Raw genomic sequence first — 24,176 nt, 5'->3', positions numbered from 1 at the left:
ATCCTCGCCGGTGCCGCCATGCTGTTCCGGGACGCCGAGGGCCGGGTGCTCCTCCTGGAGCCCAACTACCGCGAGGGCTGGGCGCTGCCCGGCGGCACGATCGAGTCGGACGACGGCGAGACCCCGCGCGACGCGGCCCGGCGCGAGACGGTGGAGGAGATCGGCCTGGACGCCGCGCCCGGCCCTCTCCTCGCCCTCGACTGGGTCTCGGGCCCGGGCCGCCCACCGATCGCCGCGTACCTGTACGACGGCGGCGTGCTGTCCCGCGCGCAGCTGGACGCGATCGTGCTGCAGGAGGAGGAGCTGGACTCCTGGCGCCTGGTCGCCGCCGGGGACCTGGACGCGTACGGGCCGCCGTGGCTGGTCCGCCGCGTACGGGAAGCGCTCGCCGCGCTGGAGTCGGGGACGGGGCCGGTGGAGCTGGTGGACGGGGTACCGGCGGGCTGAGGGGGCCCTCGTCCGGTGCTGAGGTCCGGTGCAGGCGTGCGGTGCCTGCGTGCGGTGCCTGCCTCCGGTGCCTGCGTCCGGTGCCTGCCTCCGGTGCCTGCGTCCGGTGCCGAATTCGCTCGCGGGCGGCGCGTGGCGCTGCGTACGCTCGGCGCATGAGCAGGAAGCCGCCCCGAGAACCGTTTTGCGGATTCCCCAACGGAGTCGTAAACAACCGGGGTTCCTCGCAAGATCCCAGCTGAAGTCGGCCACGGTGATGTTCGGCGACCGGCTCGACCCGGAGGTGCTCGGCGCCGCGATGGCCGTCGCGAAGGGCTGCGACCTGTTCTTCGCGGTCGGCACGAGCCTGCAGGTGCACCGATCGGGACGGCGCTGCCGGGGCTGCTCGCGCGGGTGGGGTCGGCGCAGGCGCTCCAGACCCCGCGACCCCGGCATGATCCGAAGGAGACGGCCTAGTCGTTCTCCTTGTCCCAGGAGTCGCCCAGGATCCCGTCCCAGCTCTTGAGGAGGGTGACGAGGCCGGCCGTGACACGGGGGTCCCAGTGGCCGGGGTCCGCCACCGCGAGGTTGAGGTTGTCCGTCCAGTCGAGGACCCCTCTTCCCTCGCTGCGCCACTTGATGCGGCGCGGGGTGCGGGCGATGTCGCCGCCGCCGATGATGCTGCCCACCGCGATGACGATCTGGATCGGCAGGATCAGCCACCAGACCGCCCACCAGAACGGATTCCCCTTGCGCCCGACGGCCGGCTGCCCGCCCACCTGCTGCACGGTCCAGCGGGTCCTGCACCCGCCCGTGAGGGCACGCTTCCGCGTGACGACCGCCAGCGACTCCCCTGCCGCGCCGAGGATCTCGTACGTCGGCGCCTGGCCCTCGGGAGCGGGCCTGGTGACGACGCGGGCGAGGGCCTGCTGCCGGTGGCGGTCTGCCCAGAGGACGAAGTGCCGAGCGCCGTCGCCACGGGACTTGCGGTACTCCTTGAGGCCTCCCGGGGGAAGCAACCGCTCCGCGTAGGCGTAGGGCTGGGCCGGTGCAGGGTTCTCGGGGGCTGAGGTGCGCACCCAGAGCTCCCACACCAATGCGCCGTCGTCGGCTTCGACCTCCTTCTTGTCCTTGAGTCGCCTGCTCAGCCGCACCGTGATAGTCATCGTCCGCTCTTCCGCACCGAGTTGGGCCTGGTCCGCGCCGGACCCTACCCCGCGCTCAGAACAGCCCTTCCGGCACCCCGCCCCGCTCCAGCTCAAGCAGCCGCCGCTTGCGGTCGAGTCCGCCTCCGTACCCCGTGAGGCTGCCGTTCGCGCCGACGACACGGTGGCAGGGGACGACGATGCCGATGGGATTCTTTCCGTTGGCGAGGCCCACGGCGCGGGAGGCGTTCGGCTTGCCGAGCTGCGCGGCCAGTTCGCCGTACGTGCGGGTCTCGCCGTACCGGATGGTCGACAGGCCCTCCCAGACCCGGCGTTGGAAGGGGGTGCCTGCCAGGCGGAGCGGCAGGTCGAAGGTGTGGCGCTCGCCCGCGAAGTACTCCCCGAGTTGGCGGGCCGCCTCGGCGAAGGGGGCCTCGTCGGGCGTGACGCGGGCGCCGAAGGTCTCCTCGGGCGGGCGGTGGCGCTGCTCCGTCATGTAGAGGCCGGACAGCGTGCCGTCGACGGCGACGAGGGTGAGCGTCCCGTACGGGCCGTCCAGGTGAGCGTGCGTGGTCGTCATGGCAACTTCCTTACGCGGGCAGGGAGTTGATCGGGTGATCGTCCGTCGCCCACAGGTACTGGACCGCATAGGCCCGCCAGGGGCGCCAGGCCGCGGCGCGGGCCGTGAACGCGGCCGGAGTGTGGGGCAGGCCGAGGCTCTGGGCGGCGCGGCGGATGCCCAGGTCCGTGGGGAGGAACGCGTCCGGGTCGCCGAGCGCGCGCATCGCGATGACCTCGACCGTCCAGGGGCCGAAGCCGGGCAGTTCGGTGAGCCGGGCGCGGGCCTCGTCCCAGTCGCTGTCGGGGCCCAACTTGATGGCGCCGTCGGCGAGTTCGCGTACGAGCCGGGTCAGGGTGGTGCGGCGGCTGCGGGGCAGGGCCAGGGACTCGGGGTCGAGGGCGGCGAGCGCGGCGGGCGACGGGAAGAGGTGGGTGAGGCCCCCCTCGGGGTCGTCGACCGGTTCGCCGTGGGCGAGGACCAGCCGGGCGGCGTGGGTGCGGGCGGCGGCCGTGGACACCTGCTGGCCCAGCACGGCGCGTACGGCGAACTCCGGTTCGTCGACGGTGCGCGGCACCCGGCGGCCGGGGGCCTTGTCGACCAGCGGGGCGAGGAGTTCGTCGGTGCGCAGCTGGTCGTCGACGGCGACCGGGTCGGCGTCCAGGTCGAGCAGGCGGCGGCAGCGGCTGATGGCGACGGTGAGGTCGCGCTGGTCGGTGAGGGCGAGCCGGCAGCCGATGTGCTCGGGCCCGGGCGTGAGGGCGACGATGCCGGGGCCGTGCGGCAGGCGCAGGGTGCGGCGGTACGCGCCGTCGCGCCACTCCTCGACTCCGGGTACGGCGGTCGCGGCGAGGTGGCCGAAGAGGTTGTCGGGGTTGAGCGGGGCGCGGAACGGGAGGCGGAGGGAGAGGACGCCGGGGGTGCCCGGCTCCGTGCGGTCCCGGGTGCGGGCCGCCCGGGTGCGGAGTTCGCCGGGGGCCAGGGCGTACACCTCGCGGACCGTGTCGTTGAAGGTGCGGATCGAGGCGAAGCCGGCGGCGAACGCGATCTGCGCCATGGGCAGTTCGGTGGTCTCGATCAGGATGCGGGCGGTCTGGGCGCGCTGCGCGCGGGCCAGGGCCAGCGGCCCGGCGCCGAGTTCGGCGAGGAGTTGGCGCTCCACCTGCCGGGTGCTGTAGCCGAGGCGGGCGGCGAGTCCGGTGACGCCCTCGCGGTCCACCACCCCGTCGGCGACGAGCCGCATCGCGCGGGCGACGAGGTCGGCCCGGTGGTTCCACTGCGGCGAGCCGGGCGTGGTGTCGGGCCGACACCGCTTGCAGGCCCGGAACCCGGCCTGCTGGCAGGCGGCGGCGCTCGGGTGGAACCGCATGTTGTGCGGCTTGGGCGGTACGACGGGGCAGCTCGGGCGGCAGTAGATCCCGGTCGTCAGGACGGCCGTGAAGAACACCCCGTCGAAGCGCGCGTCCTTCGCCTGGACTGCGCGTACACAGCTCTCGCTGTCGGTGTACATGCGTACGGCGTCGGTGCGGGTGCGTACGGCGTCGGTGCGGGTGCGTACGGCGTCGGTGTGCATGCGTACAGCTTCACCGAGCGAGGCCGCCGGGGCTGGCGAGAATCCGACATCGACCTCGGACTGCCAGGGCCCCGACGGCCTTAAGGTGCGTGTGCGGCTACTTCATGCCGAGCAGCTGCTCCAGCGGGTCGATCGCGAAGTAGACGGTGAACAGGGCGGCGGTGCCCCAGAGCAGCCAGTGCACCTCGCGGGCCTTGCCGAGGCAGGCCTTGATGACGACGTACGAGACGAAGCCGGCGCCGATGCCGTTGGTGATCGAGTACGTCATCGGCATCACGGCAATGGTGAGGAAGGCCGGGATGGCGAGCTCGTACCGCTCCCAGTCGATGTGCTTGACCTGGGTCATCATCAGGAAGCCGACGGCGACCAGGGCCGGGGACGCGGCCTGCAGCGGCACGATCGTCAGGACCGGGGTGAGGAAGAGCGCGGCGGCGAACAGGCCGCCGGTGATCACGCTGGCGAAGCCGGTGCGCGCGCCCTCGCCGACACCCGCGGCGGACTCGACGTACGTGGTCGCCGAGGAGGACGAGGACGCGCCGCCGACGACCGCGGCGGCGCCGTCGATGAGCAGGACGCGGCCGAGGTCGGGCACCTGGCCGCGCTCGTCGAGGAGCCCGGCCTCGGCGGTGACGCCGACGATCGTGCCCATCGTGTCGAAGAAGTCGGACAGGATCAGCGTGAAGATCAGCAGGATCACGGTGAGGACGCTGACCTGGCCGAAGGCGCCGATCACGTCGAACTGGCCGAGCAGCCCGAAGTCCGGGGCGGCGACCGGATTGTCCGGCAGGGACGGGGAGATCAGGCCCCAGGACTTGACGTCGGCCACCGAGTTGATGATCAGCGAGAGGACCGTCATCACGGCGATGCTGATCAGGATCGCGCCGGTGACCTTGCGGGCGAGCAGCACGACGGTCAGGAGCACGCCGAGGCAGAACACCAGCATCGGCCAGCCGACGAGGCTGCCGGAGCCGAGCTGCACGGGCACGGTGCTGTTGGCGGCGTCCGGGACACGGGTCACGAACCCGGCGTCGACGAAGCCGATGAACGCGATGAACAGGCCGATGCCGACGCTGATGGCCTGCTTGAGCGCCTGCGGGATGGCGTGCATGACGGCCTGCCGCAGACCGGTCAGCACCAGGATGCAGATCAGGACGCCTTCGAGGACGACGAGGCCCATCGCGTCGTCCCAGCTCATCAGCGGGGCGATCTGGAAGGCGACGACCGCGTTCAGGCCGAGGCCCGCCGCGAGGGCGAGCGGCAGATTGCCGCCGACGCCCATGATGATCGTCATCATCGCGGCCACCATCGTGGTGGCGGTGGCGAGTTGAGTGGGGTCGAGCTGCTCGCCGAACTTGTCCTTGGCGCTGCCCAGGATGATGGGGTTCAGCACCAGGATGTACGCCATGGTGAAGAACGTGGCGACGCCGCCGCGTATCTCCCGGGCGAGCGTCGAGCCGCGCTCGCTGATACGGAAGAACCGGTCGAAGGGGCCACCGGATCTGGCGGGCGGCGCTGCCGGCCCCGTCCTTGTCTGCATGACTGCGTCTCCTGGACCTGCACATGTGAGGCGTTTCGGGGGATTTGAGGCTTGTCAGGTGCCACGGCAGTCGCACGTCAGGTCGTCGTACGAACATACATGCGGCACCTCGCGCGAGGATCATACGCGGCGTGACGGAGTTCTCAATTCCGATGGGAAACAGCGGAACTCGGGCCCGGCACCCAAGAAGTGATCACTATGTCCTTTCCTACAAAATCGCCATGGATCTACTCCACCAAATCCGGACGCAGGCGACAGCGCCCCTGCGGTCGCGGTCCGTGAGCGCCTACTCTCTGTCCGTGCATCCACCGATCCCCTTCAACGCGCGCGCCGCCCGGACCCTGCGCGAGAAACTCGGAATGGCCCCCGGCCATGTCGCGTACGGCATGAGCGCCTCGTACGGAATGACCCACATCACGCCCGACCACATCACCGCGTGGGAACGGGGCGTCGCCGCGCCCACAGCGCACGAACTCAACGCGCTCGCCGGTGCCTTGTGGTGCTCCCCCGCCGAGCTCATGGGCCGGCCGCGGACGCTGCACGAACACCGCCTCGCCCGCGGGATCGCCGCGGACGACGTCGCCGACGCCACCGGCCTCGCGCGCGAGGCCTACGCGCGAATGGAGGCCGAGGGGCGCTGGAGCGGGGATGCGCAGCAGTCCGCCAAGCTCGGCGCCGTCCTCGGCCTGGCCCCGCGCGACCTGATCGCCGTCACGGGCCTGGAGGGGGAGCTGGCGCGGCTGCTCACCGAGGCGGTCTCCACCCGCTGGCAGGCCCACATCAAGGACATCGCCAGGCTGCTCTCCCGGGACCGCCGCGAGCTGAAGGAACCGCTGCGGGCCATGCACGACGAGTATCAGACCCTGATGGCCGCGACGTTGATGCGCGCCAGCGCCAACTCGGCCGCGGGCGAGGCGGGTCGGCTCTACCTCGACAGCATCGTGGATCACTTCTGGGACGGGCTGGAGCGGTAGAGGCTGTCTCCTGCCGTCTCACGCCGTCTTCCGCCGCCTCCCGCCGCCTCCCGCTGCCTCCCGCCGTCTTCCGCCGTCTCCCGCCGGGCCCTGTCCGGCCTGCGTCAGCGGCAGGTCGTGCCGTCGGCCCTCGGCTGTCAGCCGAGCTGCGCGGTGAACGCCTCGTACGCCCGCTCGTCGAAGAGGACGAATCTGACCTCCTCGACCGCCGTGTCCGTGCCCCGCACCGTCTCCACGGCGATCCGCGCGGCGTCGTCCATCGGCCAGCCGTAGATCCCGGCGGACACGGCGGGGAACGCGACGGTACGGGCCCCCAACTCGTCGGCCACCCGCAAGGATGCGCGGTAGCAGGAGGCGAGCAGGTCGGAGCGGTCCGTGTCGGCGGAGTAGCGCGGGCCCACGGTGTGGATCACCCAGCGGGCGTCGAGCCGACCGGCGGTGGTGGCCACGGCCTGCCCGGTCGGCAGCCCCTTGCCGTAGTGCGAGGCGCGCAGGTCCCGGCAGGCGTCGAGGATCTCCGGTCCCCCGCGCCGGTGAATGGCCCCGTCGACCCCTCCTCCGCCGAGGAGCGAGGAGTTGGCGGCGTTGACGATCGCGTCGACGGACTGCTGGGTGATGTCGCCCTGGACGAGGGTGAGGTGGGTGCTCATACGCCCCATGATGCGCGGCGGGACCCCGGCAGGGCGCGGGCTGTGACATCTGCGGCTCCGCCGCGGGTGCGACCGGCCACGGCCACGGCGAGAGCCGCACCCGCCGATGACGCGCACCCGGCAGACGCGTCCGCCCGATCAGCACCGTCGCCCGATCAGCACCATCGGCCGGTACGGACCGTCGGCCGGTACGGACCGTCGGCCGGTACGGACCATCGGCCGGTACGGACCATCGGCCGGTGCGGACCGACGGCCGGAGGGGACCGTCACGTATGGCTCGCGCAGTTCCCCCGCGCCGCCCCTATCGGGGCACCCGCAACCGCCTCCACACCGCCTTCGCCGCATTGTGACCCGACATCCCATGCACCCCCGGCCCCGGCGGGCTCGCCTGGGAGCAGAGGAAGACCGCAGGGTGCGGTGTGTTGTACGGGAACAGCGACAGCTTGGGGCGCAGCAGCAGTTGGAGCCCGGAGGCCGCGCCGCAGGCGATGTCCCCGCCGATGTAGTTGGCGTTGTGCGCGGCGAGTTGGGGCGGGCCGGCCGTGGCGCGGGCGAGGATCCGGTCGCGGAAGCCGGGCGCGAACCGCTCCAGCTGCCGCTCCACGGCGTCCGTGAGGTCCCCCTCCCAGCCGTTGGGCACATGCCCGTACGCCCAGAACGCGTGCTTGCCCTCGGGGGCGCGGCTCGGGTCGGCCAGGCTCGGCTGGGCGGTGATGAGGAACGGGCGGTCGGGGGCGCGCCGTTCGCGGGAGGCGGCGTCGAGCGCGGCGCCGATCTCGGCCTTGCTCGCCCCGACCTGGACGGTGCCCGCGCGGCGCGCCGCCTCCGCGGTCCACGGCACCGGACCGTCGAGCGCGTAGTCGATCTTGAATACGCTCGCCCCGTACCGGTATCCGTCGTATGCCTGGCCGAGGCCCGCGATGCGGGCGAGGGCCGTGGGCGCCGTGTCGAAGACGTAGGCGCGGGCGGGCGGCAGGTCGTCCAGGCGCTTCACCTCGAAGTCGGTGTGCACCGCGCCGCCCAGATCGCGCAGGTACGCGGCGAGCGCGTCGGAGACGGACTGCGAGCCGCCCTTCGCGACGGGCCAGCCGCGCTCGTGGGCGGCGAGCGCGAAGACCAGGCCCACGGCCGCGGTGGCGGGGCCGCCCAGCGGGGCGACGACATGCGCGACGAGCCCGGCGAACAGCGCCTTGGCCCGCTCGTCCCGGAACCGCTGGGCCATCAGCCACGTGGACGGCACGAGCCCGGCGAGGCCGAAGCGCGCGAGGGTGACCGGGTCGCGGGGCAGCGCGGTGGACGGCAGCGACATGAAGTCCCGTACGAGCGTGTCCCACTTGCCGATGAAGGGCGCGACGAGGCGGCGGTACGCACCCGCGTCGCGCGGGCCGAACGACAGGGCCGTCTCGGCGACGGAGCGGGACAGGACGGCCGCCGAGCCGTCGGGGAGCGGGTGGGCCATCGGCAGCGGTGCGTGCAGCCACTCCAGGCCGTACCGCCCGAGGGGCAGGCGGGAGAAGGCGGGGGAGCCGATGCCCAGGGGGTGCACGGCGGAGCACGGGTCGTGCCGGAAGCCGGGGAGGGTGAGCTCTGCCGTGCGGGCGCCCCCGCCGACCGTCCCCTCGGCCTCGAACACGGCCACCGAGAAGCCGCGCCGGGCCAGCTCGACGGCGGCGGTCAGGCCGTTGGGCCCCGCACCCACGACGACGGCATCGAGCATCGACGGCACCTTCGGACTCCTTTGTCAGCCGGTGGCCGGCCCACTGCTCCGCCGGTTCGGTCGAGTCCGGGAACCAGTGGCCGGTGCTGCCCAGGATAGGCCGGGGCACTGACAACGCCGCCGCGGGTAGCCTTCGCCCGATGCCGCACTGGACTTCCTGCTTGGACACGCGCACCGCCACGCACCACTGGTTCGAGTGCGACGGCTCGGGGGCGGTGCTGCGGCACGCGTCGTTCGAGGCGGGCCTGCAACGGCCGCAGGCTCCGCAGGTCTTGGCGGAACACCTCGACCGCGAGCCGCCGTTCGCCGGTTCGGATCGGAGCCGCCGTCCGGGCCGCCGACCGCTCCGAAATCGCCTGGCTCCGCGGGGAGTTCGGCCCGCTCTGCGTCGGCGTCTACGAGGCGACGTACGGCCTTCCGGCCGATCGCCCCACGACGACCACTAGAACTCAAGGGGACCGGGCCTTTACGCGGATCACCACCGGCCCGCTGCCAAAGGGCCTGCGCCTGAGCGGGACGGTCCGGGCGGTTCCGTGGGGCCCCGGTGTCACCGGTCTCTTCGTCGAACTCGGCCTGCCCATCGTGGGTTTCGTGGACATGGTGCAGCTGCCGCGGGAGCCCGGGCGGTGGCCCACCGTGGGCGCGGTGGGCGAGTTCGAGGTGCTAGGCCCTGTCTTCAAGCTCCCGTCGTCGCCCGAAGGGCGGCCCCGCGGCGTCAGGTGCGTGCTCTCGGCGTGCCGGGCAGATGCCCTCGTACTGGACGTACTTGGGCATGTGCCCGGTGCGGCGAGAGTGCGTGCATGGCGTCGCGGGGCAGGCGGGAGTTTGAAGACCGGGCCTAGCGACTCAACTGCACGCTCCCGCACCGCGGTTCACCGCAGGTCAGGCTCCGGCCCGCAGCAGGCTGAGCACCCGCTCCACCGTCCCCTCGTCCCGGCCCGCCGCGAACGGCAGGGCGTTCCCGCCGACGATGCGGAACGGTTCGCCCGCGAGCGTGCGGTTGGTGCCGCCAGCCTCGGCCACGAGGAGCAGCCCGGCCGCATGGTCCCAGGCGTTCTCCCAGGAGAACGCGACCGCGTCCACCTCGCCCTTCGCTATCGCCAGGTACTCCAGGCCGGCCGAGCCGCACGGCCGGCCGTGCACCCCGTCCGCGTCGAGGCCGAGGAGGGCGTGCTTCTGCTCGTCGGTGGTGAAGTCCGGGTGGGACATGGCCACTTCGAGGACGTGTCCCGGCTCGGGCGCGCCCGGCCGCAGCACCCGGTCGCCGAGGTGCGCGCCGCGGCCGCGGACGGCGACGGCGAGCTCTTCGAGCGCCGGGGCGTACGTCCACGAGGCGAGGACCTCGCCGCGCCGGGCGAGCGCGACGAGCGTGCAGAAACCGGGGTCGCCGTGGACGAACTGCCGGGTGCCGTCGACCGGGTCGACGATCCACACCGGGGCGTCGCCGTGCAGCGCGTCCAGCTTCGACGGGTCGGCGTGCACACCTTCCTCGCCGACCACCACGGAGCCGGGAAGCAGGGCCGTGAGCGACTCGGTGAGGTGCTCCTCGGCGCGGCGGTCGGCGACCGTGACGAGGTCGTGCGGGCCGTTCTTCTCGTCGATCTCGTGGGTGGCGAGTTGACGGAAGCGCGGCATCACCTCGGCCGCGGCGGCCTTGCGGACGGCCTCCTCGACGTCGGTCAGGCCGGTGTCGAGGAAACCTTCGAGGTCTTCGATCATGTGTCCATCACATCACGCGACACTGACAACCCCCACCCGGCTGGTGGACGGCGCCTTGAATCCCGGTGAACGCTCGGATCCCGCACGACACCGCGCACGCGGTCACGCACGGTCACCGTCCGACCGCGTAGCCCTGCATCCCGCGCGGGTTCGCCGCCGCCGAGAGGACGCCCGTACGGGGATCGCGGGCCACCGCGCACAGGCGCCCCTCCGACCACGGCTCGCCCACGGTGACGTCGTGGCCGCGCTCCCGCAGCCCGGCGATCACCTCGGCGCCGAGCCGCGACTCGACCGTCACGCTGCCCGGCCGCATACCGCGCGGGAAGAACGAGCCGGGGAAGGCGTCGGTGTGCCAGTTCGGGGCGTCGATCGCGCCCTGCAGGTCGAGCCCGCCGCGCACCCGGTCACGCAGGGCGACGGCGAGGAAGAAGTGCAGCTGCCACTGGTCCTGCTGGTCGCCGCCCGGCGTGCCGAAGGCGAGCACGGCTTCGCCGTCGCGCAGGGCGAGGGACGGGGTGAGCGTGGTGCGCGGACGGCGGCCTGGCGTCAGGGAGTTGGGGAGTCCGGGTTCGAGCCAGGCCATCTGGAGCCGGGTGCCGAGCGGGAAGCCCAGTTCGGGCACGACCGGGTTGGAGTGCAGCCAGCCGCCGCTGGGCGTGGCCGCGACCATGTTGCCCCAGCGGTCTACGACGTCGAGGTGGCAGGTGTCGCCGCGCGTGTGCCCGTCGCGCGCGACGGTCGGCTCGCCCGCGCCCGCGACCGGGGTGCCCATCGCGTACTCCCCGTCCAGCACGGTCGCAGCGGCGGCGGCCAGACGCACGGTGCGCCCCTCGGGGCTGCCGGACCGCAGCTCGTGCGAGGCCCGCTCGCCCATGAGCGCCCGCCGCTCGGCGTTGTACGCGGCCGAAAGGAGCGCGTCGAGCGGCACCTCGGCGGCGTCCCCGTACCAGGCCTCCCGGTCCGCCATCGCCAGCTTGCAGCCCTCGACGAGCCGGTGGACGTACGCCGCCGTGCCGGGCTCGGGCAGCTCGCGCGGGTCCTCGGGCAGCAGGGCGAGCTGCTGCAGAAACGCGGGCCCCTGGCTCCAGCCGCCGGCCTTGCACAGGGTCCAGCCGTTCCAGTCGTACGTGACGGGCGCCTCGTAGGACGCGCGGTACGCGGCGAGGTCGGCGGCGGTGAGGGTGCCGGGGTGGCGCTCGCCGCTGGTGTCGAGGGTGGGGCGGGCGGACTGGCGCAGCAGGGCCTCGGCGATGAAGCCGGTGCGCCAGATCTCGCGGGCGTTCTCGATCTCCGTCTCGCGGTCGGCGTGCGCGGCCTCGGCGAGCAGGCGGCGCCAGGTCGCGGCGAGTGCGGGGTTGCGGAACAGCTCGCCGGGGCGCGGGGAGCGGCCGCCGGGCAGGTAGACGTCGGCGGAGGAGGCCCATTCGGGTTCGTTCTCGAAGAGGGGGCGCACGGTGTCGACGGTCGCGCCGATCCGCTCCACGGGCGCGTGCCCGTCGTCCGCGTACCCGATCGCGTACCGCAGCACCTGGGGCAGGGACTTGGTGCCGTGGTCGCGGAGCAGCAGCATCCAGGCGTCGAAGGCGCCGGGCACGGCGGCGGCCAACGGGCCGGTGCCGGGGACGAGTTCGAGGCCGAGGGAGCGGTAGTGGCCGACGCTCGCCCCGGCCGGCGCGGGCCCCTGCCCGCACAGCACGCGCGCGTGGCCGCCTGCGGGCGCGAGGATGATCGGCACTTCTCCGGCGGGCCCGTTGAGGTGCGGCTCGACGACATGCAGCACGAACCCGGCGGCCACGGCGGCGTCATAGGCGTTGCCGCCGTCCTCCAGAACGGCCATCGCGCTCTGCGAGGCGAGCCAGTGCGTGGACGCCACCATGCCGAAGGTGCCCTGCAGGGTGGGGCGGGTCGTGAACTCCATGTCTGACCTCCGTGTTCGCGTGCGTCGGCCGCCCCATCCAACCTCATGGCGCGAACGGTGGTAGGTGCACGCACCTTCGTCATCGGGGGCGGGTCCGGCCTCGGGGTGGCTGCCGTCGGCGGCGCGCACCGGTCGGCCGTCGGCGAGCGTGCCGACGCCCACGCCCGTCCGGAGGGTGGCCATCGGGAGGCTGTCGCAGCCCCGGCCGGTCCCGGCTCCAACTCCCCCGTACGCGAGCCTCGGGCGGGCTCCCTGCGCCACGCCGAGGCGGAACGCGAAGCGGCGGGACATGATCGCCGCTACGCTCCGCGCCATGTTCGCGATCCGACCAAATAGCCCCAATTCCTCTAATAACGTCAGCTCGATCTCGGCCGTGCCCCGGCAGGAGCCGCCCGACCGGGCCGTGCTCGCCGCCTTCGGCTCCGAGGGCCCGGCCCGGCCGCTGCCCGGCGGCCAGGGCGGCACCTGGTGCGCGGACGGCATCGTCCTGAAGCGGACCGGCCTGCGCACCGAGACCGCCTGGCGGGCCAACACCCTCAACGCCCTGCCGCGGTCCGAGGAGTTCCGGGTGGCGCCGCCCGTGCGCTCCATGGACGGCACCTGGACGGCGGGCGGCTGGGAGGCCTGGCGCCTGGTGCCGGGCACCGCCGACGAGCGCCGCGTGGACGACGTCGTACGTGTCGGCCGGGCCTTCCACGCGGCCCTCGCCGAACTGCCGCGCCCGGCCTTCCTGGACGAGCGGGACGACCCGTGGACGCGGGCCGACCGGTTCTCCTGGGGGTACGCGGCGGGCTCCGCCGAGGCGGTTGCCGCCGAACAGGGCGTACCGGCGCGGGAGTTCGACCTGGCCGCCCCGCTGCTCGCCGCCCGCACCCCACTGCCCGACGACGCCTCGCAGGTGGTCCACGGCGACCTGCTCGGCAACGTGCTGTTCGCCGACGCCGACGGACTGCCGCCCGCGATCATCGACTGGCCCGCGTACTGGCGCCCGCCTGGCTGGGCCGCCGCCGTGGCCGTCGTGGACGCGCTGAGCCGGCACGGGGCCGAGCCGGGCGTGCTCGACCGCTGGGCGCATCTGCCGCACTGGCGCCAACTCCTCGTCCGGGCGCTGCTGTTCCGCATCGCCACGCACGAGCGCCTGGACCGTGACCTGGAGACGGCGTACCGGCCGGTGATCGACCTGGTCCTCGACGGCCGCTGGCCGAACCCCGGCGAGGCACGGAAGGCACTCCTCAGCGAGCCGCACAGCGAACCCCTCAGCGAGCCGCAGCAGCCGGAGGCTGAGCCAGACGCAGAGCGCGCGCCGTCGGACTCCTCGTCGTCCTGAAGGGGCCGCACGCGCGGGCACGGTCTCGGCACGCGCGTGCGGTGCGTTTTCGCACCGCGGTGACGGTTCTCGCGCGCCGGTGCGCCGCCCCGGGGGTGCCCAGGACGCCCACGGCGCGCCCCGTCCACGAGCAGTACGATTTACACCCGTTCACCCCAGGAGGGCGCAGTGCACGGTGAGTACAAGATCCCGGGCGGCAAGCTCGTCGTCGTGGACCTGGAGGTGGAGGACGGCGCGCTGCGGCACGTACGCGTCGCCGGGGACTTCTTCCTCGAACCCGACGACGCCTTCCTCGCGTTGAGCCAGTCCCTGGAGGGCGCGCCCTGGGACACCGACGCGGCGGGCCTGGCCGCCCGGATCGACGCGGCCCTGCCGGACGGCACGGTGATGTACGGGCTGACCCCGGAGGGCGTCGGCGTCGCCGTACGACGGGCGCTCGCGCACGCCACGGACTGGACGGACTACGACTGGCAGTTGATCCACGAGGGCCCGCAGTCCCCCGCCCTGCACATGGCCCTCGACGAGGTGATCACCGCCGAGGTGGCGGCCGGTCTGCGGCCGCCGACGCTGCGCGTCTGGGAGTGGGCGGCGCCGGCGGTGGTGATCGGCAGCTTCCAGTCGCTGCGCAACGAGGTCGACGCGGAGGGCGCGCGGCGCCACGGTGTCGAAGTGGTGCGGCGGATCAGCGGCGGCGGCGCGATGTTCTGCGAGCCGGGCAACACCATCACGTACTCGCTGTCCGTGCCGGAGGCCCTGGTGCAGGGCCTGTCGTTCGCGGACAGTTACGCCTACCTCGACGACTGGGTGCTCGGCGCGCTCGGCGACATGGGCGTCAAGGCCTGGTACCAGCCGCTGAACGACATCGCCACGGACGCCGGGAAGATCGCGGGCGCCGCGCAGAAGCGGGTGGCCGGCGGGGACGGTGCGGTCCTGCACCACGTGACGATGGCGTACGACATCGACGCCGACAAGATGGTCGAGGTGCTGCGGATCGGCCGCGAGAAGCTCTCCGACAAGGGCACGAAGAGCGCCGGGAAGCGCGTCGACCCGCTGCGGCGGCAGACCGGCCTGCCGCGCGAGGCCGTCATCGACCGCATGATCGACTCGTTCCGCTCCCGGCACGGCCTCACCGCGGGCCAGGTCACGGAGGACGAACTGGCCACGGCCCAGCATCTGGCCCGTATGAAGTTCTCGACGCCGGAGTGGACCGGCCGCGTGCCGTGACCTGCTCCTCGGGCTGAAGCCCGAGGTTTCCTGCCTTCTCTCTCGTTGCTGTGTCGCTACGCGGCATGCGCGGACGCCCCTGTCCCGTACCGCGTCCCGTATGGCACTCTCGTCCCTCACGCCTCACCGACACGCCTCAATGAGACCCGGCACGGCTCAGTGACCGACACGGCTCACCACCGACCGGATCCCGCCGCACGAGGAGGACCGACCGTGCGTTCCCTGCCGCTGCTGCTCGCCGCGCGGCTGCTGCCCGTCGCAGCCCTGGCCACGGCCGGCTGGGCCTGGACGAGCGGCCCGTACGCGCCGACGGAGAACCGTCCCGCGGTCGCCGCCGAGCCCAAGGCCGCCGAGGCCGAGGCGGAGGCGGAGGCGGAGGCGACATACGGGAAGCCGCCCGCGCCCTGCGACGTGCTGCGGTCCGGCACGGTCGAGGAGCTCGTGCCCGGCGCGGACCGCGGCGGCAAGGAGCTGCGGCTGACCGATCCGGGGCGCCGCCGCACCTGCTCGTGGAGCGCGCTGAAGGGGTACGACTACCGCTGGCTGGACGTCGGCTACGACGTGCGGGAGTCGGCGGCGGCCGCGCGCTCGGCGTACGCGGCGCGCACGGAAGGATCCGCCGAGGCGGTGGCCGGACTCGGCGAGCAGGCCGCCGTCCTCATGGAGCTGAGCGAGAAGGACGGCCAGCAGAGCCGCGAGGCGAAGCTGGTCGTCCGGTCCCACAACGCCGTCGTGACGGTCACGTACAACGGCAGCGACTTCGAGACGCAGTCCGCGCCGAAGGCCGAGACGGTGCGGGACGGGGCGGAACGGGCGGCGCGGGCGGCGGTCGAAGCGCTGGGCGAACCGCGCGAACGGTAGGTTCCGGGCCGCGCAGGAGGGCTCCGTTCCCGCCCCGTGGCCGGTAAAGTCCGCCCCCACCCGCAGCAGAGGGAGGGCACGATGGGCTCGACGGTTCCTTCCGCGCCGGGGCCGAGCGCGGCGCCCCGCACCCAGCGCACGCACCCCGACGGCCGGGTGTCGCTCACCGAGGGTGTGGCCCTGGACGATCCCCGGTTCGCCAACGGCGACCTGCTGCCGGTGCCGATGGAGCGCCGCACCTGGGGCGTGTACAACTACACGGCGCTGTGGATCGGCATGGCCCACAACATCCCGTCCTGGACGCTCGCCTCGGGCCTCGTCGCGCTCGGCATGGACTGGAAGCAGGCGGTCCTCGTCATCGCGCTCGCCAATGTGATCGTGCTGCTTCCGATGCTGCTCACCGGGCACGCGGGGCCGAAGTACGGCATTCCGTTCCCGGTCGTCGTGCGCGCCTCGTTCGGCCTTCGGGGCGCCAATCTGCCCGCGCTGATCCGCGCCGCGGTGGCCTGCTGCTGGTTCGGTATCCAGACGTGGATCGGCGGGCAGGGCATCTTCCTGCTGCTCGGGAAGGTGTTCGGCGGCTGGACCACGGCCACCGAGATCGGTGGCCACCCGTGGACGCTGTGGCTCTGCTTCGTGATCTTCTGGGCGCTTGAACTGGCCATCATCTACCGGGGGATGCAGACCCTGCGGCGGTTCGAGAACTGGGCGGCGCCGTTCGTCCTCGTCGGCGCCGTGGTGCTGCTCGTGTGGATCACGGTGCAGGCCGGCGGCTTCGGCCCGCTGCTCGACCAGCCGTCGAAGCTGGGCTGGGGCGAGGACTTCTGGCCGGTGTTCTTCCCCGCGCTGATGGGGATGATCGGCTTCTGGTCGACGCTGTCCCTGAACATCCCCGACTTCACCCGCTTCGGCAGGGGCCAGCGGGCGCAGGTCTGGGGCCAGTCGCTCGGCCTGCCGACGACGATGACGGCGTTCGCGCTGCTCTCCGTCCTCGTCACGTCCGGCTCGCAGGTCGTGTACGGGGTGCCGGTCTGGGACCCGGTACAGCTCGCGGCGAAGACCGACAACGTCTTCGGGCTGCTGTTCGCCCTGGTGACGGTGCTGATCGCGACGATTTCCGTGAACATCGCGGCGAACGTGGTGTCGCCCGCGTACGACCTGTCGAATCTGCTGCCGAAGGTGATCAACTTCCGTACGGGGGCGATCGTCACGGGGGTCGTCGGGGTCCTGGTGATGCCGTGGAAGCTGACCGCGACGCCCGAGTTGTACATCTTCACGTGGCTCGGCGTGGTCGGCGGGCTGCTCGGTGCGGTGGCCGGGGTGATGATCGCGGACTACTGGATCGTCCGCCGTACGGCTCTCGACCTGGCCGGGCTGTACGACCGGCACGGCCCGTACTGGTACACGGGCGGCTGGAACTGGCGGGCCCTGCTGGCCTTCGGTGCGGGCGGGCTGCTCGCGGTGGGCGGTTCGCACTCCGCGCCCGGCAAGGGCCCGTTCCCCGAGGACGGCCTGATCCCGTTGCTGCGGCCGCTGGCCGACTACGGCTGGGCGGTCGGCCTGGTGACGGCGCTCGTGCTGTACGCCGCCACCAGCCGCCGGCCGGAACCCGCTGTTACGACGTGACCTCGGCCTTCTCGCGACGCGCCCGGCTCCGCCCCATCGCCAGCCACGCGACGCCGAGGACGAGGAACCAGACCGGGGTGACGAGGAGCGCCTGCAGGGTGTCCGACTTCTGGGTGAACGCCCAGATCAGGAACGCGAAGAACGCGAACACCACGTAGCACATGAAGATGCCGCCGGGCATCTTGAACTTCGACGCCTCGTGCAGGTGCGGGCGGCGCTTGCGGTACACGAGGTAGCTGATCAGGATCATCGTCCAGATGAACATGAAGCACACCGAGGAGATCGTCGTCACCAGCGTGAACGCCTCGATGATCGAGCCGCCGATCGCGACCATGACGACCCCGCCGAGCAGGAAGACCCCGGAGAGCAGCAGCGCGTTCACCGGCACCTTGCGGGAGCTCAGCCTGCCGAACGAGGCGGGTGCGTCGCCCTCGTGGGCCAGGCCGTACACCATCCGGGAGGTGGAGTAGATGCCGGAGTTGGCGGACGAGGTGGCGGAGGTGAGCACCACGAAGTTGATCACGGAGGCGGCGACGGCGAGACCGGCGAGCGTGAACATCACGACGAACGGGCTGCGGTCCGCGCTGATCTCCCGCCAGGGCGTGACCGAGATGATCACGACGAGCGCGACGACGTAGAAGAGCATCACGCGCACGGGGATCGAGTTGATGGCCTTCGGGAGGTTCTTCTCCGGGTCCTTGGTCTCGGCGGCGGTGGTGCCGACCAGCTCGATGCCGACGAACGCGAAGGTGGCGATCTGGAAGCCGGCCACGAAGCCCATGGGCCCGGTCGGGAAGAAGCCGCCGTCGTTCCAGAGGTTGGCGAAGCTCGCGGTGGCGCCGCTGGTGGACTCGAAGCCCTTGAACACCATGACGAGGCCGACGACGATCAGCGAGACGATCGCGACGATCTTGATCAGCGCGAACCAGAACTCGGTCTCACCGAACGCCTTCACCGTGGGCAGGTTGAGCCCGATGAGCACCACGACCGCCGCGAGCGCGGGGATCCACAGCGGTGCCCCGTCCCACCAGTAAGCGACATATCCGGAAATAGCCACGACATCGGCAATGCCGGTCACGATCCAGCAGAACCAGTACGTCCAGCCGGTGAAGAATCCCGCACACGGACCGAGGAGGTCGGAGGCGAAGTCGGCGAACGACTTGTAGCGCAGGTCGGACAGGAGCAGTTCGCCCATGGCGCGCATGACGAAGAACAGCATCGCGCCGATGATCATGTAGACGAAGATCACCGAGGGCCCGGCGAGCGAGATCGTCTTGCCCGAGCCCATGAAGAGGCCGGTTCCGATCGCACCGCCGATCGCGATGAGCTGGATGTGCCGGTTGGACAACTGCCGGTCGAGCTGCGGCCCTTCACCGGACGCGGGCGGGGCGCCCTTCGTACCGGAACCGCCGCCGCCACCGGACACCGCCGTGGCGGTCGAACCGGCGTCACTGCTGTCGTGCATGGACGAACCTCACTGATCTCGCGCACGTGCGGGCGCGCGCACTTTACACACTCGTTCCACAGGGGAGTTCGGCCCGCCGGGGACGGACCTTGAGGCCGCTCGGGCCTGGAGGCCGCTCGGGCCTGGAGAAAGCAGGGGAAAGCAAGGAAAGCAGGAGATCAGCCCGCCGCCGCGCGGGCAGGGGGTGGCCACGGGTCGGGCAATGGAACAGCCATCGGAACAGCCATCGGGGGCTCCTCGCAGGTCGAGCACGGGCCGGTTACCCGTGCTGCGAAGTGAGCCTCCCCCTCTGTCATGTGGCCTGAGAGCTTCGCGGCCTCGGACGCCGCTTGCACCGTGGGCGAGACGCCGCGGCGCCTGCTTTCCAGAGTTGCCTGACCGCGCGGTAGGGATGCCTGAGAGTTTCCGGGGAGGTGTTGCTCCTTCGGCGCCCGGTACTGGCTGTACCGGTGCTCTCCCGCTGCGGGGTGAACGGCAAGTTGCCGCGAGGCTAGGCCGAGCCCACCCCAGAAATCAAGGGTGTACGTGCAGGTCTCAGCCCCGCAGCGCGGGAATCACCGCGCTCCCGTACCCGTCGACGACCCGCTCCCTGGCGTCGTGCATGGCGTAGACGGCGAACTGGTCGACGCCGATCTCCTTCAACTCCCGCATCCTCGCGACGTGCTGCTCCGCCGTCCCGATCACGCAGAAACGGTCCACGATGTCGTCCGGTACGAAGGCGGTGTCGGGGTTGTCGGCACGGCCGTGGTGGGAGTAGTCGTACCCCTCACGGGCCTTGATGTAGTCCGTGAGCGCCTCGGGGACCAGGTCCGAGTGTGCGCCGTACCGGGCGACCAGGTCGGCCACGTGGTTGCCGACCATGCCGCCGAACCAGCGGCACTGCTCGCGGGCGTGTGCGAGGGCTTCCGGGGAGTCGTCCTCGGTGAGGTAGGCGGGGGCGGCGACGCAGACGGTGACCGAAGCCGGGTCCCGCCCCGCCGCGGCCGCGGCGTCCCGCACGGCCCGCACCATGGTCCCGGTCAGATACGGGTCGGCCAGCTGCAGGATGAACCCGTCGGCCTCCTCCCCCGCCATCTTCAGCGCCTTGGGCCCGTACGCCGCCATCCACACCGGCAGCCGCGCGTCCTGCCCGACCCACGGGAAGCGCACGGTCGTGCCGCCGCCCAGGTCGGCCTCCTGGCCGGAGGCGAGGGCGCGGATCACCTTCATCGCGGCGCTCACCCGGGCCAGCGTGTTCGGCGGCCGGCCGGCGACCCGCATCGCGCTGTCGCCGCGCCCGATGCCGCAGACCGTGCGGTTGCCGTACATGTCGTTGAGCGTGGCGAAGGTGGACGCGGTCACCTCCCAGGTGCGGGTGCCCGGGTTGGTGACCATCGGGCCGACGATCAGGCGACGGGTGTTGGCCAGGATCTGGCTGTGGATGACGAACGGCTCCTGCCAGAGCACGGCGGAGTCGAACGTCCAGCCGTAGCGGAACCCGTTGCGCTCGGCGCGCTTCATGAGGCTGATGACCTGCGCGGCAGGCGGATCGGTCTGGAGGACGAGTCCAAAGTCCATGCGCCGGCTCCTAGTCGCTCTCGTGATCCAAGTGGTTCTGGTGGTTCCAGTGGTTCTGGTGGTTCTAGTGGTTCTAGTGGTTCAGGTACTGGCAGTTTCCGCGAGGCGTATACACGCCGTGCCCCGCCCGTCCCGTGAACGTCCGCCGGTCGATGACCACTTCGCCGCGCGAGAGGACCGTCTCCACCTGGCCGCGGACCCGCTTGCCCTCGTACGCGGAGTAGTCGACGTTCATGTGGTGCGTCTCGGCGGACAGGGTCTGCTCGGCGTGCGGGTCGTAGACGACGACGTCCGCGTCGGCGCCCGGCGCGAGCGTGCCCTTCTTGCCGTACAGGCCGAACATCCGGGCCGGGGCCGCGCAGGCGATGTCGATCCAGCGGCGGCGGGAGAGGTGGCCGTCGACGACGGCCTGATGGAGGAGGTCCATGCGGTTCTCCACGCCGGGCAGGCCGTTGGGGATCTTCGAGAAGTCACCGCGGCCCAGCTCCTTCTGGCCGGTGAAGCAGAACGGGCAGTGGTCCGTGGACACCACCTGCAGGTCGTCCGTGCGAAGCCCGCGCCAGAGGGCCGCCTGGTGCTCGCGCGGGCGCAGCGGGGTGGAGCAGACGTATTTCGCGCCGTGGAAGTCCGGCTCGGCGAGGTTGTCCGTGGAGAGGAAGAGGTACTGCGGGCAGGTCTCGCCGAAGACCGGCAGTCCCTTGTCGCGGGCGGCGGCCAGCTCGGCGACGGCCTCCTCGGCGGAGACGTGCACGACGTACAGCGGGGCCCCGGCGACGCGGGCGAGCTGGATCGCGCGGTGCGTGGCCTCCGCCTCCAGGAGGACCTTGCGGACTTCGCCGTGATAGCGGGGGTCGGTCTCGCCGCGCTGGAGGGCCTGTTCGACGAGGACGTCGATGGCGATGCCGTTCTCGGCGTGCATCATGATCAGCCCGCCGTTGCCTGCGGAGCGCTGCATGGCGCGCAGGATCTGGCCGTCGTCGCTGTAGAAGACGCCCGGGTAGGCCATGAAGAGCTTGAACGACGTGATGCCCTCCTCGACCAGGAGGTCCATCTCCTTCAGGGACGACTCGTTGACGTCGGAGAGGATCATGTGGAAGCCGTAGTCGATCGCGCACTTGCCGTCGGCCTTCGCGTACCAGGCGTCCAGGCCCTCGCGCAGGGCCCGGCCCTGGCTCTGCACGGCGAAGTCCACGATCGTGGTGGTGCCGCCCCAGGCGGCGGCGCGGGTGCCGGTCTCGAAGGTGTCGGAGGCGAAGGTGCCGCCGAAGGGCAGCTCCATGTGCGTATGGGCGTCGACGCCGCCCGGGATGACGTACTTGTCGGTGGCGTCGATGACGCGGTCCGCGGTCCAGGAGGCGGCCTGTTCGCTGCCGTGGGCGGCGAGGGCGGCGATTCTGCCGTCCTCGGTCAGGACGTCCGCGTGGGTCTCGTCGGCGGCGGTGATGACGAGTCCGCCGCGGATCAGGGTGCGGGTGCTCATGGCTTCCCCTCACAAGGTTGCTCGACACAAGGTTGCTCGACACAGGTTGCTCGACACAGGTTGCCCGACTGACGACAGGGCTGAACTACAGGACGCGCAGGGCCTGTTCGAGCACCGCGGCGCCCTCCTCGGCCTCGGCGACCGTGAGGGACAGGGGCGGGGCGATCCGCAGCACGCTGGTGTCGTGGCCGCCGCCCTTGCCGATGAGGAGTCCGGTTTCGCGGGCGGCCTCCAGGACGGCGCTCGCGGCCTCCGGGTCGGCCGCGCCGGTGCCGGGCCTGGCCAGCTCGACCCCGATCATCAGCCCGCGCCCGCGCACTTCCCGTACGCGGTCCACGCCCGCGCCGATCGCGCGCAGCCGCTCCAGTAGCAGGCCGCCGACGCGGCGCGCGTTGCCCTGCAGGTCGTGCTCCAGGAGGTACGTGAGGTTGGCGAGGCCCGCCGCCATGGTGACCGGGGAGCCGCCGAAGGTGGAGATGGAGTTGGCGTCGAGGCAGTTCATGACCTCGGCGCGGGCGACGACGCCGCCGATGGACATGCCGTTGCCGATGCCCTTGGCGAAGGTGAGCATGTCCGGCGGCCCGTTCCGCCCGTGCGCCTGCCAGCCCCAGAAGTGCTCGCCGGTGCGGCCCCAGCCGGTCTGCACCTCGTCGGAGATCCACAGGATGCCGCGCTCGGCGAGGACTTCGCGGAACGCGGCGTACAGCCCGTCGGGCGGGGAGGTGAAGCCGCCGACGCCCTGGATCGGCTCGGCGATCAGGGCGGCGGCGCCGCGGGTCTGGCCGAGCATGTCCTCCAGGTCGGCCACGCAGGCGGCGGTGAACTCGGCGTCGGACAGGGCCGCGTACGGGCCGCGGCTGCGGACGCCGCCGTGGACGTACAGGGTCTGCAGCGGCGAGAGGCTGGTGGGTGACCAGCCGCGGTTGCCGGTGATGGAAACGGCCGAGAAGGAACGGCCGTGGTAGCTGTTGCGCATGGCCAGGATCTGGTTGGAGCGGCTGTACGCGGTGGCGAGCAGCAAGGCCGCGTCGTTGGCCTCGGTGCCGGAGGTGGTGAAGAAGACGCGGGCGTCCGGGATGCCGGACAACTGGGCGATGCGCTCGGCGAGTTCGATCATGGGGCGGTCGAGGTAGAGCGTCGAGGAGTGGATGATCCGGGCGGCCTGGTCGCTGACCGCCTTGGTGACCTCGGGCAGGGCGTGCGCGGTCATGGTGGTGAGGATGCCGCCGAAGAAGTCGAGGTACTTGTTGCCCTCGGCGTCCCACACGTACCGGCCCTCGCCGTGCGTGAGCTCGATCGGGTCGGCGTAGTAGAGCGCGAGCCATTCCGGCATCACGGCCCGGTGCCGCTGGTGGAGTTCGCTCACGGCTGCACCAGCCCGTCGTACGCGTCGGGGCGGCGGTCGCGGTAGAACGCCCACTGGGTGCGGACCTCGTCGATGAGGCCGAAGTCCAGGTCGCGTACGAGGAGTTCCTCGGTCTTGTCGTTCGCGGTCTCGCCGACGAACTGGCCGCGCGGGTCGACGAAGTAGCTGGTGCCGTAGAAGTCGTTGTCGCCGTACTCCTCCTGGCCGACGCGGTTGATCGCGGCGATGTAGTACTCGTTGGCGACGGCGGCCGCGGGCTGCTCCAGCTGCCACAGGTACGCGGAGAGGCCGCGCGAGGTGGCCGACGGGTTGTAGACCAACTGGGCGCCGTTCAGGCCGAGTTGACGCCAGCCCTCCGGGAAGTGCCGGTCGTAGCAGATGTAGACGCCGACCTTGCCGACGGCGGTGTCGAAGACCGGCCAGCCCAGGTTGCCGGGTTTGAAGTAGTACTTCTCCCAGAAGCCCTTGACCTGCGGGATGTGGTGTTTGCGGTACTTGCCGAGGTAGCTGCCGTCGGCGTCGATCACGGCGGCGGTGTTGAAGTAGAACCCGGACTGCTCGACCTCGAAGACCGGGACGACGATCACCATGCCGGTCTCGCGCGCGAGGTCCCGCATCCGGCGCACGGTCGGCCCGTCGGGTACGGGCTCGGCCCAGCGGTAGTGCTCGGGCTCCTGCACCTGGCAGAAGTAGGGCGCGTTGAAGACCTCCTGGAACCCGATGACCTTCGCCCCCTGCCGGGCGGCCTCCCGGGCGTGCTCCTCGTGTTTGGCGATCATGGATTCGGTGTCTCCCGTCCAGGTCGCCTGGACGAGGGCCGCGCGTACGACGTGCGCCATGAGCTGCTCCTTCGACGGACCGCCGACAAGCTTCTTCCCAGCCTCTACGCCCGTAGAGCCGGGGCGTGGAGACATGAACGTAAGCCGCGTCACAGCCCGGGGCAAGACCATCGTCACGAACCGGCTGAGTCGATCAGTTTTCGGCACTCGTGCGGGTGAAGTGGTCACACCTGCCCGGTCCGGAGGGTCACACCTGCCCGGTTCGGAGGGTCA

General features: G+C 71.9%; 19 protein-coding genes, 1 pseudogene and 2 riboswitches. Of the genes and pseudogenes, 7 read left to right on the top strand and 13 right to left on the bottom strand.

Annotation, left to right across the window (positions count from 1 at the left end; genetic code table 11):
• The first annotated feature begins 18 nt into the window (after window positions 1-18).
• Entirely contained in the window at window positions 19-447 is a 429-nt protein-coding gene (locus QIS99_RS03445) for an NUDIX domain-containing protein (protein WP_282510770.1), read from the top strand.
• A 238-nt stretch (window positions 448-685) separates the two neighbouring features.
• Window positions 686-802, top strand: a pseudogene (locus QIS99_RS32275) (NAD-dependent deacetylase); the annotation flags it as partial.
• A gap of 97 nt (window positions 803-899) precedes the next feature.
• Here QIS99_RS32275 and QIS99_RS03435 read toward each other — a convergent pair.
• The 4 genes from QIS99_RS03435 to QIS99_RS03420 all read right to left on the bottom strand — a co-directional run bounded on the left by QIS99_RS03435 (window position 900) and on the right by QIS99_RS03420 (window position 5,240).
• Entirely contained in the window at window positions 900-1,592 is a 693-nt protein-coding gene (locus QIS99_RS03435) for a hypothetical protein (protein WP_282510237.1), read from the bottom strand.
• A 55-nt stretch (window positions 1,593-1,647) separates the two neighbouring features.
• Window positions 1,648-2,151, bottom strand: coding sequence for a methylated-DNA--[protein]-cysteine S-methyltransferase (locus QIS99_RS03430; RefSeq protein WP_282510235.1), 504 nt, complete (start codon window positions 2,149-2,151; stop codon window positions 1,648-1,650).
• 10 nt (window positions 2,152-2,161) lie between these two features.
• Window positions 2,162-3,640 carry an AlkA N-terminal domain-containing protein gene (locus QIS99_RS03425; RefSeq protein WP_282510768.1) on the bottom strand — a complete coding sequence of 493 codons (1,479 nt, stop codon included), beginning with the start codon at window positions 3,638-3,640 and terminating at the stop codon, window positions 2,162-2,164.
• A gap of 160 nt (window positions 3,641-3,800) precedes the next feature.
• Window positions 3,801-5,240 carry an NCS2 family permease gene (locus QIS99_RS03420; protein ID WP_282510233.1) on the bottom strand — a complete coding sequence of 480 codons (1,440 nt, stop codon included), beginning with the start codon at window positions 5,238-5,240 and terminating at the stop codon, window positions 3,801-3,803.
• 299 nt (window positions 5,241-5,539) lie between these two features.
• Between QIS99_RS03420 and QIS99_RS03415 the strand changes: the two genes are divergently transcribed.
• The gene (locus tag QIS99_RS03415; RefSeq protein ID WP_282510231.1) at window positions 5,540-6,214 is read left to right on the top strand and encodes a helix-turn-helix domain-containing protein; all 675 of its coding nucleotides are present in this window, start codon (window positions 5,540-5,542) and stop codon (window positions 6,212-6,214) included.
• Window positions 6,215-6,351: 137 nt separating this feature from the next.
• On the opposite strand, the gene QIS99_RS03410 is transcribed toward QIS99_RS03415, so the two are convergent.
• The 4 genes from QIS99_RS03410 to QIS99_RS03395 form a co-directional block, all read right to left on the bottom strand.
• The gene (locus QIS99_RS03410; protein WP_282510229.1) at window positions 6,352-6,864 is read right to left on the bottom strand and encodes an O-acetyl-ADP-ribose deacetylase; all 513 of its coding nucleotides are present in this window, start codon (window positions 6,862-6,864) and stop codon (window positions 6,352-6,354) included.
• A gap of 301 nt (window positions 6,865-7,165) precedes the next feature.
• Window positions 7,166-8,590: a phytoene desaturase family protein gene (locus tag QIS99_RS03405; RefSeq protein WP_282510227.1), complete on the bottom strand. Its 1,425-nt coding sequence runs from the start codon at window positions 8,588-8,590 to the stop codon at window positions 7,166-7,168.
• A gap of 873 nt (window positions 8,591-9,463) precedes the next feature.
• On the bottom strand, window positions 9,464-10,300 hold the full coding sequence (locus QIS99_RS03400) for an inositol monophosphatase family protein (protein WP_282510225.1): 837 nt from the start codon (window positions 10,298-10,300) through the stop codon (window positions 9,464-9,466).
• A gap of 112 nt (window positions 10,301-10,412) precedes the next feature.
• On the bottom strand, window positions 10,413-12,218 hold the full coding sequence (locus QIS99_RS03395; protein WP_282510766.1) for a gamma-glutamyltransferase family protein: 1,806 nt from the start codon (window positions 12,216-12,218) through the stop codon (window positions 10,413-10,415).
• 313 nt (window positions 12,219-12,531) lie between these two features.
• Between QIS99_RS03395 and QIS99_RS03390 the strand changes: the two genes are divergently transcribed.
• The 4 genes from QIS99_RS03390 (at window position 12,532) to QIS99_RS03375 (ending at window position 17,256) form a co-directional block, all read left to right on the top strand.
• Window positions 12,532-13,545 carry a TIGR02569 family protein gene (locus QIS99_RS03390; RefSeq protein WP_282510223.1) on the top strand — a complete coding sequence of 338 codons (1,014 nt, stop codon included), beginning with the start codon at window positions 12,532-12,534 and terminating at the stop codon, window positions 13,543-13,545.
• A gap of 168 nt (window positions 13,546-13,713) precedes the next feature.
• The gene (locus QIS99_RS03385) at window positions 13,714-14,769 is read left to right on the top strand and encodes a lipoyl protein ligase domain-containing protein (protein WP_282510221.1); all 1,056 of its coding nucleotides are present in this window, start codon (window positions 13,714-13,716) and stop codon (window positions 14,767-14,769) included.
• A gap of 213 nt (window positions 14,770-14,982) precedes the next feature.
• Entirely contained in the window at window positions 14,983-15,630 is a 648-nt protein-coding gene (locus tag QIS99_RS03380; protein ID WP_282510219.1) for a hypothetical protein, read from the top strand.
• A gap of 81 nt (window positions 15,631-15,711) precedes the next feature.
• Complete coding sequence (locus QIS99_RS03375; RefSeq protein WP_282510217.1) at window positions 15,712-17,256, top strand: NCS1 family nucleobase:cation symporter-1; 1,545 nt, start codon at window positions 15,712-15,714, stop codon at window positions 17,254-17,256.
• Here QIS99_RS03375 and cycA read toward each other — a convergent pair.
• The 5 genes from cycA to QIS99_RS03350 form a co-directional block, all read right to left on the bottom strand.
• Entirely contained in the window at window positions 17,246-18,721 is a 1,476-nt protein-coding gene (gene cycA / locus QIS99_RS03370; RefSeq protein ID WP_282510215.1) for a D-serine/D-alanine/glycine transporter, read from the bottom strand. The two genes, QIS99_RS03375 and cycA, sit on opposite strands and share 11 nt — an antisense overlap.
• 282 nt (window positions 18,722-19,003) lie before the next feature.
• Window positions 19,004-19,094: riboswitch (glycine riboswitch) on the bottom strand.
• Window positions 19,095-19,192, bottom strand: a riboswitch (glycine riboswitch). It lies immediately after the preceding riboswitch.
• Between the two features lie 63 nt (window positions 19,193-19,255).
• Window positions 19,256-20,278: a TIGR03842 family LLM class F420-dependent oxidoreductase gene (locus QIS99_RS03365; protein WP_282510213.1), complete on the bottom strand. Its 1,023-nt coding sequence runs from the start codon at window positions 20,276-20,278 to the stop codon at window positions 19,256-19,258.
• A 73-nt stretch (window positions 20,279-20,351) separates the two neighbouring features.
• Window positions 20,352-21,758: a dihydropyrimidinase gene (hydA, locus tag QIS99_RS03360; RefSeq protein ID WP_282510211.1), complete on the bottom strand. Its 1,407-nt coding sequence runs from the start codon at window positions 21,756-21,758 to the stop codon at window positions 20,352-20,354.
• A gap of 85 nt (window positions 21,759-21,843) precedes the next feature.
• Complete coding sequence (locus QIS99_RS03355) at window positions 21,844-23,124, bottom strand: aspartate aminotransferase family protein (protein ID WP_282510209.1); 1,281 nt, start codon at window positions 23,122-23,124, stop codon at window positions 21,844-21,846.
• Complete coding sequence (locus QIS99_RS03350) at window positions 23,121-23,963, bottom strand: nitrilase-related carbon-nitrogen hydrolase (RefSeq protein WP_282510208.1); 843 nt, start codon at window positions 23,961-23,963, stop codon at window positions 23,121-23,123. The genes QIS99_RS03355 and QIS99_RS03350 overlap by 4 nt, the downstream gene beginning before the upstream one ends.
• Window positions 23,964-24,176: the final 213 nt, after the last annotated feature.

This window comes from Streptomyces solicavernae (assembly GCF_029968095.1).
Lineage (GTDB): Bacteria > Actinomycetota > Actinomycetes > Streptomycetales > Streptomycetaceae > Streptomyces > Streptomyces solicavernae.
The sequence above is the reverse complement of the archived record's forward strand: the minus strand, read 5'-3'. Positions and strand labels throughout refer to the sequence as shown.